Raw genomic sequence first — 14,360 nt, forward strand, 5'->3', positions numbered from 1 at the left:
CAGGGAGCGGTAGTGAGTCTGGAATTCGATACGGTACTCGTCGCCAATCGCGGCGAGATCGCATGCCGCATCATGCGCACAGCCCGGGAACTCGGGCTGAAGACGGTGGCCGTGTACTCCGATGCCGATGTCGGCGCCGCGCACGTCGAAATGGCCGATGTCGCCGTGCACCTGGGTCCGGGACCGGCCGCGCAGTCCTACCTGCGCGCCGATTCGGTGGTCGAGGCGGCGCTGGCGACCGGAGCGGGGGCCATTCATCCCGGCTACGGATTTCTCTCGGAAAATGCCGATTTCGCCGCCGAGGTGGAGAAAGCGGGCATCGCGTTCGTCGGACCGACCCCACAGCAACTGCGCGTCTTCGGTGACAAGCACACCGCACGCACCGCCGCACGCGCGGTGGGCGTGCCGCTCATCCCGGGCAGCGACCTGCTCGAATCGGCCGAACACGCGGTGGCGGAAGCGGAGCGGATCGGTTTCCCCGTGATGCTGAAGGCGGTCGGCGGCGGTGGCGGCATCGGTATGCAGGCCTGCTTCGGCCCGGACAAGGTGCGCGCGGCCTACGAGCGGGTGCAGCGCATCGCCGCGGCGAACTTCGGTTCGGCGGGCGTCTTCCTGGAGCGTTTCGTCGCGCGCGCCAGGCACGTCGAGGTGCAGCTGTTCGGCGACGGCAGCGGCCGCGTTGTCAGCCTCGGTACCAGGGACTGCTCGCTACAACGCCGCAACCAGAAGGTGATCGAGGAGGCGCCCGCGCCGGGACTCACCGCGGAATTGTCCGAGCACCTGCTCGCCGCGTCGCGGGAACTGGCCCGCTCGGTCGGGTACCGCTCGGCCGGGACGGTGGAATTCGTCTACGACACCGACAGCGGCGCCGCGTCGTTCCTGGAGATGAACACTCGCCTTCAGGTCGAACACCCGGTCACCGAGGCGGTCACCGGCGTCGACTTGGTCGAGTGGATGCTGCGCCTGGCCGGCGGCGACACCGCGATGGTGGACGAGCAGCCCGAGAGCGGACCGGCGATCACCGGCCATGCGGTGGAGGCGCGGGTCTACGCGGAAGATCCCGGCCACGATTACCGTCCGAGCGCGGGCCTGGTCACGGCCGCGCACTTCCCGGACGACGTCCGGGTCGACACGTGGGTCGGCACCGGTTCGGAGGTCAGTTCGTATTACGACCCGCTGCTGGCCAAGGTGATCAGCGCGGGCGAGAGCCGAGCCGACGCCTTCGCCGCGCTGCGCACCGCGCTCGGCGCGACTCGCGTCTACGGTGTGCAGACGAATCTGCCGCAACTGCGCCAGGCCGCGGCCGACGGCCGGGTCCTGCGCACCGAGCACACCACGACCACGCTGGCCGAGATCCGCCCGGTCGGCCGCCGCATCGACGTGCTGCGCGGCGGAACGATGACCACGGTGCAGGACCATCCGGGCCGGATCGGCTTGTGGGAGGTCGGCATTCCGCCGTCCGGTCCGATGGACGACCTCTCCTTCACCCTCGCCAACACAGCGGTCGGCAACCCGGTCGGCGTCCCCGCGCTCGAATGCACCTTGCAGGGACCGCAATTGCGCTTCTCCGACACCACGGTCGTGTGCGTGACCGGTGCGCAGGCTCCGGTGACGGTGGACGGCCGCCCGGTGGCCATGTGGGAGCCGGTCACCGTGGCCGCGGGCGCGGTGCTGGACATCGGCGCACCGGCCGACACCGGCCTGCGCACCTATCTGGCGGTACGCGGCGGCATCGACGCGCCGCTCTATCACGGCAGCGCGTCCACCTTCACCCTCGGCGGATTCGGAGGTGTGACCGGTAAGGCGGTGGCCACCGGCGACGTGCTCGGAATCGCCCCGGCGCCCGCCGACACGCTCGGCGCGCCGGCCGCGGTGCCGCCGGGTGACCGGCCCGAGTTCACCCACGAGTGGCAGCTCGCGGTCGGTATCGGTCCGCAGACATCGCCCGCGTACTTCACCGACGCCGACATGACCCAGTTCTGCACGCACCCATGGCGGGTCGGCAGCCACGCCAACCGCACCGGCATCCGGCTGGAGGGCCCGAAACCGGCCTGGTCGCGCACCGACGGCGGTGAGGCCGGGCTGCACCCGTCCAATCTGCACGACAACCCCTACAGCGTGGGCGCGTTGAACGTCTCCGGCGACACGCCCATCCTGCTCGGTCCCGACGGCCCGAGCCTCGGCGGCTTCGCCTGTCCGCTCACCGTGGTGTCCGCGCATCGCTGGCGGATGGGCCAGTTGCGTCCCGGCGACTCGGTGCGGTTCGTGCCGGTCGACGACGACAAGGCGGCCGCGTTGCGCGCGTCCAACGGCAGCCGCGTGCCGGATCTGGTCACCGATACCCGCGCCGCCCTGCGTGATCGCGGCGTACTCGGCAGTGTCGAGGCGTCGCAGGACCGCCCGCGCGTGCGCTATCTGCGCGGCGGGGACGACAACGTGTTGGTCGAATACGGGGAGATGGTCCTCGATCTGGGGCTGCGCATGCGGGTGCACGCACTGGCCGAAGCTCTCGCGGCCGTGCGGCTGCCGGGCATTCTCGACGTGACTCCGGGCGTCCGGTCGCTGCACGTCCACTTCGACCCGGAGGTGCTGCCGCAGCATCGGTTGCTCGGGACGTTGGCCGAACTCGAACTCGACCTGCCCGCCACGACCGACCTGGTGGTGCCGAGCCGCACCATCCGGCTGCCGCTGTCGTTCGACGATCCCTCCATCGCCGAAGCGATCGACCGCTACCGCAGCGGCGTGCGCGACGCCGCGCCCTGGCTGCCGTCGAACATCGAGTTCATCCGCCGCATCAACGGGCTCGACAGCGTGGACGATGTGCGCGCCACCGTCTTCGACGCCGAGTATCTGGTGCTCGGCCTCGGAGACGTGTATCTCGGTGCGCCGCTGGCGGTTCCGCTCGATCCGCGGCACCGCCTGGTCACCACCAAGTACAACCCGGCGCGCACCTGGACTCCCTCCGGCGCGGTCGGCATCGGCGGCAAGTACCTGTGCGTCTACGGCATGGCATCACCGGGCGGTTACCAGCTGATCGGCCGCACCGTGCCGATCTGGTCCAGCTACCGGCAGTCCGCGCCGTTCGAACCGGGCACGCCCTGGCTGTTCCGGTTCTTCGATCGCATCGTCTGGGAACCCGTCGGCGCGGAGCAGTTGCTCGAACACCGTGCCGCGGCCGAGGCGGGCAGATTCGACGCCGAGGTCAGTGAGGGCAGTTTCGCGCTCGCCGACCATCTGCGGCTGCTGCGCACGGAGGCCGATTCGATCGCCGAGTTCGAGACCAGGCAGGCCGCCGCGTTCGAGGCGGAGAAGGAAGCCTGGCGGGCGGCGGGTGAGTTCGAACGCGGCACCGTCGCGCCCGTCGCCGCGCCGATCGAAGACCCGTTGGCCGGGCTGCCCGCCGACGCGACGGTGGTGTCCGCGCCGATGATCGGCAATGTGTGGCGCGTGGAAGTCCAGCCGGGGCAGCGCGTCACGGCCGATGCGCCGGTTGCCGTCCTGGAGGCGATGAAGCTCGAACTACCTGTGCACAGCCCGAGCGCGGGCACCGTGCTGAAGGTATTGACCGCGCCCGGCGCCAAGGTGGAGCCGGGCACGCCCCTAGTAGTGATCGGAGTCGACTGAATGCCCGTTCCAGGCAACACGGCAGCCGACCCCGTCGAACGCGTCGCGGCCGCCTATCGGCGGATCGTCGAGGTCGATCGGCCGGAGGTGTGGATCACCCTGCGACCGGAGCGCGAGGTCGCCGCCGAAGCGGCCGCCCTCGCGCGACGGCTCGCCGCCGGAGAGATCTTGCCGCTGGCGGGAGTCCTGGTGGCGGTGAAGGACAACATCGATGTGGCGGGGCTGCCGACCACGGCGGCCTGCCCCGAGTTCGCCTACCAGCCGGAGGTGACCGCGGCGGCGATCGAGCGGTTGCTCGCGGCCGGGGCGCTGGTGCTGGGCAAGACGAATCTGGACCAGTTCGCCACCGGGCTGGTCGGGACGCGCAGCCCGTACGGCGCGGTGCGCAACGCTTTCGATCCGGAGTTGGTGTCGGGCGGGTCGAGTTCCGGTTCCGCGGTGGCGGTCGCGCTCGGCATCGCGGATATCGGAATCGGCACCGACACCGCCGGATCCGGCCGCGTGCCCGCCGCACTGCACGGGATCGTCGGCATCAAAGCCACGCTGGGCGTGATCCCGGCGCACGGGACCGTGCCTGCCTGCGCGGACTACGACGCCGTGACGGTCTTCGCCGCCGACCTCGCCTCGGCGGTGGCCGCGGCGGCGGTGATGGCGGGCCCGGAGCCGCGTGACTCGCGCAGCCGAAGCTGGCCCGCCGACGTCCGGTTGGCCGCCCCGCTCGCGCCGCGCATCGCCGTGCCGCGCCCCGAGGACCTGGCCGCGCTCAGCGAGCCATATCGGGAAGCGTTCGCGCGCACCGTCGCCGCTGTCGGCGAAACCGGTGCGAAGACCGAGGAGATCGACATCTCCGCCCTGCTCGACGCCGCGCTGTTGCTCTACGACGGCGCGCTCGTCGCCGAACGCTATGCCGCGGTGGGCGCGTTCCTGGACACCGCCCCCGCGGGCGCCGATCCCACGGTCGCCGCCATCATCGGCGCGGCGCGGCACAAGACCGGTTCCGCGTTCGCCGCCGACCTCGACACCCTCGCCCGCGCCAAGGCGGCGGCCGCCGAACTCCTGCACGGCTTCGACGCACTGCTGTTGCCGACGACCACCGAGCACCCGAGCATCGCGGCGGTGCGGGCCGATCCGATCGGCATCAATCGGCGAATGGGCACGTACACCAACTTCTGCAACCTGCTGGACATGGCCGCCGTCGCCGTCCCCGGCGCCCCTACCGCCGAGGGCGCGCCGTTCGGCGTCATGCTGGTCACTCCCGCCTTCGCCGATCAGGTGGCCGTCGATCTCGCCGCCCGTCTGGTCGGTCTCGACAGCGCTCCGCTGTTCGTCGATCGCGGTGTCGACCTGGCCGTCTTCGGCGCGCACCTGCGCGGGCAGCCGCTGCACTGGCAGCTCGAGCAACTGGGCGCCCGCTTCCTCGGCGACATCCGGACCACCGACGCCTACCGCCTGACCGCACTGGACACCGCGCCGCCCAAGCCGGGACTGGTGCGACACGGACCGGGCCGCGGCGCTCCGATCGAAGGGGAACTGTTCCGCGTCTCCCCGGCGGGGCTGGGTGGCTTCCTCGCCGATTTGCCGGCTCCCATGGCGCTGACCAGCATCGAACTCGCCGATGGCCGCGACGTCGTCGGGTTCGCCTGTACCTACGACGCCGCGAGCGCCGCAACCGACATCACCCACCACGCGAGCTGGCGCGGATACCTCCGACACCGCGCCTAGCTCCTGCGCTCCACCAGTGGCCCATGGCCGCGAGAACTCCTCGCTGCCATGGGCCTTTCTCATCGGGGCCGTTTAGACATTTGTACTAGACATCCGTGCAAGTGTCGTGTTAGACATATGTCTAAGACATTTGGACAAACCCCATGGGAGTCGAGGAAAGTCATGAGCGCCAAGTCCGTAAGCAGCCAGCTCCGCGTGCTCGTCGCCGGCGGCGGCATCGGCGGCAATGCCGTCGCGCTGCAACTGCTCCGGTCCGGCATCCGGGCCACCGTGGTGGAGCGCGCCGCGGCGCCGCGACCGGGTGGGCAGGCCGTCGACCTGCGCGGACCCAGCCGCGAGGTGGCCGAGCGGATGGGCATGATGCCCGGCATCCGCGATTATCAGCTCGACGAGCGCGGCATGAAGTACGTCGACGACGCGGGCCGCGAAATCCTCCGCATGCCCGCCGAACTCTTCGACGGCAAGGGCGCCGTCGCCGAAATCGAGATCACCCGCGGGGACCTCAACCAGGTGCTGCTCGACCTGCTCGACGCCGAAGGCGGCGTCGACTACCGCTACGGCGAGTGGATCACCGACATCCGGCAGGACGACGCGGGCGTCGACGTGACCTTCGCTTCCGGCGCGGCCGGGCGATTCGACATCGTGATCGGCGCGGATGGGCTGCACTCCGCTACCCGCGGAATGGTGTTCGGCCCCGAGGAGCAGTTCGCGACGTACCTGGGCGGATACATGTCGTTCTTCACGCTGCCGCGACCGGAAGACCTGGAACCGCACTGGTTCACGATGCATTCGATGGTCGGAGCCACCGGCTTGGGCATGCGCCCCGACGCCGACCCGGCCACCTGCAAAGCGCTCGTCGTGATCCGCGCGGCGGCGGATCCCGCGCTGCGCCGGGACGTCACGGCACAGCAGCAGTTCATCCGCGAGCGCCTGGCCGGCGGCGGCTGGGAATCCGCTCGCATCGCGGCGGCGATGACCGATGCGCCGGACTTCTACTTCGACGAGCTGGCCCGCATCGACATGCCGAGCTGGGTCAAGGGCCGGGTGGTCCTACTCGGCGACGCCGGGTACTGCGGTTCCCCGCTCACCGGGCAGGGCACCGCGATGGCACTGGTGGGCGCGTACGTGCTCGCCGGTGAACTCGCCGCGCACGCCGACAACCCCGGACAGGGCCTGGCCCGCTACGAGGAGGTCCTGCGCCCCTTCGTGAAGACGGCCCAGCAGTTGCAGCCGGGCGGCTTGAACGCGATGACGCCCAAGTCGCGCTTCGGTATCCGCGCGGGCCACACCCTCAGCAAACTGATGCTGTCGAAGGCGATGCGACCGGTCATGATGCGGATGCTGAGCAAGACCGAGACCTACGACCTGCCCGACTACTCGGCAGCGACCGTCTGAACCCGTGGCCCGCGCTTCGACCGGAGTCCCGTAGGGCTCCGGTCGACGACCGGCGTCAGTCGATCACGGTCCGGTCGTCGAGCAGGAACGGCAGCACGAAGGTGCGCAACATCGCCCGTTCCTCGTCTTCTCCCGCGCCGGGCAGCGTCAGCAACGACACCATCGCGCGCACCACCCACCGGCCGACGCGCTCGGCCGCGAGCGGGGGCAACCCAGGACGGAATCCGGCGACGAAATCCGTGGCGAGCGCGTCGACCACACCCGGCGAATTGGCCAGCTGGGCCACGATTCCCGCGTTGGACGGTTCCAACCAGACCGCCAGATGCGGCGTCTTGCGCACCTCGGCCAACAGTGCGGTCAACGTGTCGAGCAGTTGCTCCCCCGGCTCCGCGCTCGCGGACTCCGCCCGGTCCCGCCAGACCCGCTCGACCAGCTGCCGCGCCTCCCGGCCCGCGAACGCCACGTAGAGCGCCTGCCGATTCTCGAAATAGCGATACAGCGTCGCCCTGGAACAGCCCGCGGCGTCGGCGACTTCGGCCATGCCGACCCCGCTGACGCCCTTGTCGATGAACAGCGCGCGCACCGCGTCGAGAATGCGCTCACCGGCCAGTTCGGCGCGACCGTCGGCCAGCCAATCGCCACTCATGCCGTGTCCCTTCCGGCGCGAACGAGGTCTTCCGTGGTCACGCCCCGCACCGGAACGGCACAGTAGTCGGCCTGCGGACGTACGGACCGCTCGCGTACTCGACCGCGTCGACGTCGACGGCGTACTCCGGGAAGCGATCGAGCAACTCTTCGAGCGCGACACGGGCTTGCATCCGCGCGGCCGCCGCGCCGAGACAGTGATGCGGCCCGTGCCCGAAGGTGAGGATGCGCTGCGGATTCCGGTCGATATCCAGCTCGGCGGCGTCGGCGCCGAACGCCCGCTCGTCCCGGTTGGCCGACCCGAACACCAGTAACACCTTCCGCCCCGCGGGCACCGTCTTCCCGGCCAGTTCCACATCGCGCGTCGCGGTCCGCGCCAACCCTTGCACCGGTGCGGTGAGCCGGGCGAACTCCTCCACCGCGACGCGAATGCGATCGGGTTCCGCGGCGAGCGCCGCGCGCTGGTCCGGGTGCTGTTGCAGTAGTTGCACGGCGCCGCCGAGCAGGCCCGTGGTGGTGTCGTTGCCGCCCGCGACCATGGTCCAGGCGTAGGCGAGGATCTGGATCAACCCGCGCACGTCCGTGTCGTCGGCCGCCATTCCCGCCTGGACCAGCAGGGACACGGTGTCGTCGCCGGGGTCGGTGCGCCTGCGTTCGATCAGCTCGGCGAAGTAGCCCATCATCTCCGCCGACGCCGCCTGCGCCTTGGTGTTCGTCCGGTCGATGCTGCCCGCGACGACGGCATCGGTCCAGCCGTCGAACCTCGCCCGGTCCTGTTCCGGCACCCCGAGGTAATACGCCACCACCATGCTCGGCAGCGGCTTGAACAATTGCTCGACGATGTCCCCGCCGCCCTGGGCCGCGATGGCGTCGAGCCGGTCGCGCACGAAGCGGCGGACCACCGGCTCCACCTCCTCGACCTGGCGTGGGGTGAATCCGCGAGCGACCAGTTTGCGGAAGTCGGTGTGCTGCGGCGGGTCCTGCATCACCAGCGGAGGGTTGTCGGTCAGGCCGAGTTCGTCGAGCTCGCCGTACTCCACCGTCAGCCCGTCGCGGGAGGAGAACGCGTCGCTGTCGCGCGCCGCCGCGTAGACGTGCTCGTGCCGGGTGAGCACCCAGTAGTCGTTCTCCGGTCGCGCGGCCGGTACGACGTGCTGCACCGGATCGTGCTCACGCAGTGCCGCGTACATCTCCCACGGCGAGGCCCAAGTAGGACCGGAACGAAGTTCGAAAACCGGAGCCGTCCGATACGCAACATCCGCCATGTATCGACCGTAAGACAAATTAAGTAACCTGTCTAGAACTGGTTTCAGGTCGACCGGCCGGTCACCATTCACTACCAGCCCAGCCGCGCCTGCCTCGCGTCGGGCCCGGCGCCGCACACTCGTGGGTTACCTTCGGCAGCGGCAACACCGTCTCGTTGCCGGTCAGCTCCAGGAAGAGCCAGCGCGAGCGACCGCTCCGCGTCCCGCGTCCGCCGGGCCGGCCACCCCTCGTAGACCGGCCCGGCGGACACCACCCCCGAGTCCCGACCTGTCACCCCTCGAGACAGGTCGTTCCTCGGTTCGCACCTGCGGTGCTGGGTATGTCCCTCCCGCGAGACAAAGAATGCAGGGGCGGGCTTGGCGCGCACTTAAGAACACCTTGCAAGATCGAAATCGCAGATGAGCGGGTTGACCGAGCGGTGACCCCGCTAGCGCCTATCGCCCGGCCCCGGATCGCGGGATGATGGTCATAAGTGCGCCAAGAAGATTGGGAGCGACGATGGAAACCGTGGTGGTCTGGATTCTGGCGACCCTGCTCTACTGGTGGGGCCTGCTGTAGCTGACCGGAGCCTGGCCGCCCGATCCGGCCAGGTCTACTACAAGTCGTCGTAATCTTCGTCCTCCGGACGCCACCGAGTTCGTCCTCGACGAGCCGAGGGTGCCGCCACGGTCCCCGTCCCCGGCCTCGCTATCGGCGTCCGCTTCGGCCGACACACCCGGCGAGTGTCACCGGAGCCGGTCTACGGCCACCTTCGTCACTTCCGCCAGCAGGTCGTTGTTCACCTCGGCGTCCTCGGCCGGTTTGCGGCTCATGATCGCGATCACGATCGGCGCCCGCCCGCCTTCGGGCCAGACGATCGCGACGTCGTTGGCGGAACCGTAGGAGCCGGTGCCCGTCTTGTCGCCGGTGACCCACTCGGCGGGCAACCCCGCCCGGATGCGCTTGCCACCCGTCGCGTTCGCCTTCAGCCAGACGGCCAACTGGTCGCGTTCCCGGGCGCCGAGCGCGTCGCCCAACGCCAAGACGCGGTAGTCCGCGGCCAGTGCGGCCGGAGTGGTGGTGTCGCGCTCGTCACCGGGGATCGCGGTGTTGAGTTCGGTCTCCCAGCGGTCGAGCCTGCTGGTCGGATCACCGAGCGTGCGAAGAAACGCCGTGAGCCCCGCCGGGCCGCCGATCTCACGCAGCAACAGGTTGCCCGCGGTGTTGTCGCTGCGGGTGATCGCGGCCTCGGCCACGCGCGCCAGCGTCATCCCGTCGGCCAGTTCGGCGCTGGTCACCGGCGAGTTGTCGACCAGATCAGCCTCGTGGAAGCGGATCACTTGATCGAAGTATCCCGTGTCGAGCGGATGCGCTCGCAGCACCGCGGCCGCCGCGAGCGTCTTGAAGGTGGACAGGAACGGGAAACGCTCGTCGGCGCGGTGGGTCACCGTCCTGCCGGTGCCGGTGTCTACCGCGAACAGCCCGATCTGCGCCCCGTACCGAGCCTCCAGATCCGCCACGCGCGCGTTCGCGGCGGGACCGGCCTCGACGCTCGTCGTGATCGGCTGCGTCGCATCGGTTTCGGCACCGCAACCGGCCAGCAGCGCCAATGCGGCGGCCAGCGCCACCCGGTAGTCGCGTGTCAGCCGAGACATGTCTTCACTCTGACATCCGAGCACCCACCGGGCAAACAGGATCGGCCGGACACGCCGAAGGCAGGTGCGCGACGCCACACACCTGCCTTCGATGCGGATTTCTCAGCTCTGCGAGCCGTCGAGCCCCGCGCGCACGCCCTCTTCGACACGCCTGCCGAGATCGGCGTCCACGTTCTTCCAGTACTGGAAGACCCGGCTCAGCACCGGCTCCCGAACACCGCCGAGTACGTGGCCGACGATGTTGTCCACCAACCGCTTCCGCTGCGCGTCATCGAGTACCTCGCGCACGAGAATGCCCGCCTGGGTGAAATCGCCGTCCTCGGCATGCTGGAGGTAACCGGCTCGCACGATGGCCGGATCGAAGTCCCAGATGCCGTCGTCCTGAGACTTTTCCGGGTCGGCGTGCGGTCCACCGAACGAATTCGGTGCGTACACCGGCACATTCGGTTCGTCGTAGTAGTACCGCATGGCGCCCTCCTTGGAATAGGAGTTCACCTCCGCCGCCCTTGCCTGGTTCGGCGGCAGCTGCGCGTAGTTCGTGCCGATGCGGTAGCGGTGCGCGTCCGCGTAGGCGAAGACGCGGCCGAGCAGCATCTTGTCCGGCGAGAAGCCGATGCCGGGAACGACATTCGAGGGCTCGAACGCGGCCTGCTCGATGTCGACGAAGTAGTTGCGCGGGTTGCGGTTCAGCGTCCACTTGCCGACCTCGATCAGGGGGTAGTCCTTGTGCGACCACACCTTGGTCAGGTCGAACGGGTTGAACCGGTAGCCCTCGGCCTCCGCGACCGGCATGACCTGCACGTAGACCGTCCAGCTGGGGTAGTCGCCGCGCTCGATCGCCTCCCACAGGTCCTTGCGGTGGTAATCGGCGTCCTCCCCCGCGATCCGGTCGGCCTCGGCCTGGGTCAGGAACTCGATGCCTTGGTCGGTCTTGAAGTGGTATTTGACCCAGAAACGCTCGCCCGCGGCGTTGATCCACTGGTAGGTGTGCGAACCGTAGCCGTTCATGTGCCGGTAGCTCTTCGGGATGCCGCGATCGCCCATCAACCAGGTCACCTGGTGCGCGGTCTCCGGACGCAGGGTCCAGAAATCCCACTGCATATTGTGGTCGCGAAGCCCGTTACCGGGCAGGCGCTTCTGCGAGCGGATGAAGTCGGGGAACTTGATCGGGTCCTTGATGAAGAAGATCGGCGTGTTATTGCCGACGAGGTCGTAGTTGCCGTCCTCGGTGTAGAACTTCACCGCGAATCCGCGCGGATCACGCCAGGTGTCCGGGCTGCCCTGCTCACCGGCCACAGTGGAGAACCGCGCCAGCGACTCGGTGCGCGCACCGGGCTGGAACAGCTTCGCCTTGGTGTATCGGCTGACGTCGTTGGTCACGACCAGCTCACCGTATGCGCCCGAGCCCTTCGCGTGCACGATGCGTTCCGGCACCCGTTCGCGGTTGAACTGGGCCAGCTTCTCGATGAGGTAGTGGTCGTGCAGCAGGATCGGGCCCTGCGCGCCCGCGGTGAGCGATTCGTCGTCGCTTTGGACCGGGATGCCGGTGTTCGTGGTTGTCGGTTCGGTCACAGGAGACTCCTCGGCTGGTGAACATCGTTTCCCGGGATGGGACCGACCCGGGTGTATGGACCGCTACTCGGAACGGCAGGACGGGCACCGTCCCCAGAAGACGACCTCGGCTTCATCGACCACGAACCCGTGCGCGTCCGAAGGGGCCAGGCATGGGGCTCGGCCCACGGCGCAGTCGACATCCACGACCGCACCGCAGCTGCGGCACACCAGATGGTGGTGATTGTCGCCGATGCGGGTCTCGTACAGCGCGGACGAACCCGCGGGCTCGATCCGCCGCAGGATTCCGGCGCGCACGCAAGCGTGCAACACGTCGTAGACAGCCTGAGTGGATACCGAGCCGAGCTTTTGCCGGACGGTGGCGGCTACCGCGTCGGCATCCGAATGCGGGTGTGCCGCGACCGCGTCCAGTACCGCGAGCCGCGGGGCGGTGACCCGCAAACCCGCTGCTCGCAACCACTCGCGGGGAGCAGTGCCGTTGGTGTGCATACTTCGATTCTGGCCGCTTTCTGGAATCAGTCAAGAAAAGCGATTGGAATCACTCCAGAAAATTGCTCCACAACGGGTCGCACCGCGCGGCACACCACATCGACGCATCGAGTGGCGAGCGTCACAAAATTCTCCCGGAATAGCTTCCGCGAGTGCGTGGTTGAACCCCCTGTCGGCGTCCGGACAGCCCCGGGCCGCACCCTTTGTCGCTACGAGCGACCACCCGCCGAGAGGCGCTTGTGGGACGTCGACACCCACCGTCGGCGTCCGGACAGCCCCGGGCCGCACCCTTTGTCGCTACGAGCGACCACCCGCCGAGAGGCGCTTGTGGGGCGTCGACGGTTACAGACACCAGCACGGTGTCCCAGCCCACAGCGCCGCCAGGTCATTCCGACCTGGCGGCGCTGTCGCTTCCAGCGGTCTCCACCCCACGAGTGGGACATGGTTGTGCGGGCTTCTCGCGTTCTGCCGCGACCATGTGCCACTCGCGGAGTCGCGCTGCGAGGGCGGGGGTGGTGAGGGAGGATGCGGTGATGGCGTCGCGAGATGGGGTTTTGCGTCGACGGCTCGGGCTCGCCGATTCGGTGGTCATCGGGTTGGGGGCGATGGTGGGTGCGGGGATATTCGCGGCGCTCGCGCCTGCGGCCGCGTCGGCTGGGAGTTGGTTGCTGGTGGCGCTCGCGGTGGCGGCGGTGCTGGCGTATTGCAACGCGACGTCGTCCGCGCGGCTGGCGGCGCGATACCCCGTTTCCGGCGGCACCTATGTGTATGGGCGGGAGCGGCTCGGACCGTTCTGGGGATATCTCGCGGGGTGGGGGTTCGTCGTAGGGAAGACGGCCTCTTGTGCGGCGATGGCGCTGACGGTCGGTAGCTATGCCTGGCCCGAGCGGGCGCACGCCGTGGCGGTGGGCGCGGTGGTGGCGATCACCGCGATCAATTACACGGGCGTGCAGAAGTCGGCGTTCGCGACTCGGGTGCTCGTCGCGGTAGTGCTCGCGGTGCTCGCCGTGGTGGTCGTGATCGGGCTGTTCGGAACGCATTCGGCGGCAACCGCCTTGCCCGGCCGGGTCGGTCCGCTCGACGTGCTCACGGCGGCGGGACTGCTGTTCTTCGCGTTCGCTGGGTACGCACGCATCGCCACGCTCGGTGAGGAGGTGCGCGAACCGCAACGCACCATCCCCCGCGCCATCATGATCGCGCTCGCACTCGCGCTCGCGGTCTACACGCTGGTCGCGGTCGCGACGCTGAGCGTGCTCGGCTCCGCCGGACTAGCCGAGGCGGCCGACCCAGTGGCGCGAATGGTCAGCGCGGCGGGCGTTCCCGCTGCCGCGCCGGTGGTGCGAATCGGCGCGGTGCTCGCGGCGGCCGGATCGCTGCTCGCCCTGATCCTCGGCGTATCCCGCACGATGCTGGCCATGGCGCGGGACCGCTATCTGCCGGGGGCGCTCGCCGCCGTGCATCCGCGGTTCGGGGTGCCGCACCGCGCCGAACTGGTGGTCGGCGCGATCGTCGCCGTGGTCGCCGCGCTCTTCGATGTACGCGCGGCCATCGGGTTCTCCTCGTTCACGGTGCTCTTCTACTACTTGATCGCCAACCTCTCCGCCGCCACGCTGACCGTCGAGGAGAATCGGCCGCCCCGGTGGATTCCCGTGGTCGGCGCGGTGGGGTGCGTCGTCGTCGGATTCGCGCTGCCCCTCGGCTCCGTTCTCTCCGGGCTCGGCGCGCTCCTCGTCGGCGCGGCGCTGTATGTGCCGGGCAAGCGCTACCGCTGAAGATCGGGCCGTCCACCGAGCCGCTCGACTGGCCCACCGACCTCCCTTGGCCTTGCGCTGTAGACATCGGGTGAGCACCACCGCCGAAACGGCCGCACAGCGGGCCGTCGTCGCCCAACCATGGCGAATGGCGCGATATGCCAGTCCCCTACCGATAGCTTGCCGACCGGAGAGACGCGACGCAGTCGACCGAGCCATCCGACGACAACGGCTCCTCGCGCCCGGCTCGGCAGGCTCCGCT

Annotated in this window: 9 protein-coding genes; 4 read left to right on the plus strand and 5 right to left on the minus strand. The window is 69.4% G+C overall.

Annotated elements, in window-relative coordinates; translation table 11 throughout:
• The first annotated feature begins 12 nt into the window (after positions 1–12).
• The 3 genes from uca to ABZW96_RS28420 all read left to right on the plus strand — a co-directional run bounded on the left by uca (position 13) and on the right by ABZW96_RS28420 (position 6,741).
• Positions 13–3,624 carry an urea carboxylase gene (uca, locus tag ABZW96_RS28410; RefSeq protein WP_355078687.1) on the plus strand — a complete coding sequence of 1,204 codons (3,612 nt, stop codon included), beginning with the start codon at positions 13–15 and terminating at the stop codon, positions 3,622–3,624.
• A complete protein-coding gene (atzF, locus tag ABZW96_RS28415; RefSeq protein ID WP_355078688.1) occupies positions 3,625–5,346 on the plus strand; it encodes an allophanate hydrolase in 1,722 nt (573 codons plus the stop codon).
• A 162-nt stretch (positions 5,347–5,508) separates the two neighbouring features.
• The gene (locus tag ABZW96_RS28420; protein ID WP_355078689.1) at positions 5,509–6,741 is read left to right on the plus strand and encodes an FAD-dependent monooxygenase; all 1,233 of its coding nucleotides are present in this window, start codon (positions 5,509–5,511) and stop codon (positions 6,739–6,741) included.
• A gap of 55 nt (positions 6,742–6,796) precedes the next feature.
• Here ABZW96_RS28420 and ABZW96_RS28425 read toward each other — a convergent pair whose 3' ends face one another.
• From ABZW96_RS28425 to ABZW96_RS28445, 5 genes are all read right to left on the minus strand, one after another.
• The gene (locus ABZW96_RS28425; protein ID WP_355078690.1) at positions 6,797–7,387 is read right to left on the minus strand and encodes a helix-turn-helix domain-containing protein; all 591 of its coding nucleotides are present in this window, start codon (positions 7,385–7,387) and stop codon (positions 6,797–6,799) included.
• 37 nt (positions 7,388–7,424) lie between these two features.
• On the minus strand, positions 7,425–8,651 hold the full coding sequence (locus ABZW96_RS28430) for a cytochrome P450 (RefSeq protein ID WP_355078691.1): 1,227 nt from the start codon (positions 8,649–8,651) through the stop codon (positions 7,425–7,427).
• 726 nt (positions 8,652–9,377) lie between these two features.
• Positions 9,378–10,286 carry a class A beta-lactamase gene (gene bla, locus ABZW96_RS28435; protein ID WP_355078692.1) on the minus strand — a complete coding sequence of 303 codons (909 nt, stop codon included), beginning with the start codon at positions 10,284–10,286 and terminating at the stop codon, positions 9,378–9,380.
• A gap of 102 nt (positions 10,287–10,388) precedes the next feature.
• Positions 10,389–11,858: a catalase gene (locus tag ABZW96_RS28440; RefSeq protein WP_355078693.1), complete on the minus strand. Its 1,470-nt coding sequence runs from the start codon at positions 11,856–11,858 to the stop codon at positions 10,389–10,391.
• Between the two features lie 63 nt (positions 11,859–11,921).
• Positions 11,922–12,347, minus strand: coding sequence for a Fur family transcriptional regulator (locus ABZW96_RS28445; protein WP_355078694.1), 426 nt, complete (start codon positions 12,345–12,347; stop codon positions 11,922–11,924).
• Between the two features lie 533 nt (positions 12,348–12,880).
• Between ABZW96_RS28445 and ABZW96_RS28450 the strand changes: the two genes are divergently transcribed.
• Complete coding sequence (locus tag ABZW96_RS28450; protein WP_355078695.1) at positions 12,881–14,119, plus strand: APC family permease; 1,239 nt, start codon at positions 12,881–12,883, stop codon at positions 14,117–14,119.
• The last annotated feature ends 241 nt before the right edge of the window (positions 14,120–14,360 follow it).

The sequence above is a fragment of the Nocardia sp. NPDC004168 genome, from assembly GCF_040610355.1.
GTDB classification, from domain to species: domain Bacteria; phylum Actinomycetota; class Actinomycetes; order Mycobacteriales; family Mycobacteriaceae; genus Nocardia; species Nocardia sichangensis.

What these genes read in the sequence shown, in the direction of transcription:
- atzF (WP_355078688.1), top strand. Translation starts at nt 3,625, where the DNA reads ATGCCCGTTCCAGGCAACACGGCAGCCGACCCCGTCGAACGCGTCGCG.
- ABZW96_RS28420 (WP_355078689.1), top strand. Translation starts at nt 5,509, where the DNA reads ATGAGCGCCAAGTCCGTAAGCAGCCAGCTCCGCGTGCTCGTCGCCGGC.
- ABZW96_RS28425 (WP_355078690.1), bottom strand. Translation starts at nt 7,387, where the DNA reads ATGAGTGGCGATTGGCTGGCCGACGGTCGCGCCGAACTGGCCGGTGAG.
- ABZW96_RS28430 (WP_355078691.1), bottom strand. Translation starts at nt 8,651, where the DNA reads ATGGCGGATGTTGCGTATCGGACGGCTCCGGTTTTCGAACTTCGTTCC.
- bla (WP_355078692.1), bottom strand. Translation starts at nt 10,286, where the DNA reads ATGTCTCGGCTGACACGCGACTACCGGGTGGCGCTGGCCGCCGCATTG.
- ABZW96_RS28445 (WP_355078694.1), bottom strand. Translation starts at nt 12,347, where the DNA reads ATGCACACCAACGGCACTGCTCCCCGCGAGTGGTTGCGAGCAGCGGGT.
- ABZW96_RS28450 (WP_355078695.1), top strand. Translation starts at nt 12,881, where the DNA reads ATGGCGTCGCGAGATGGGGTTTTGCGTCGACGGCTCGGGCTCGCCGAT.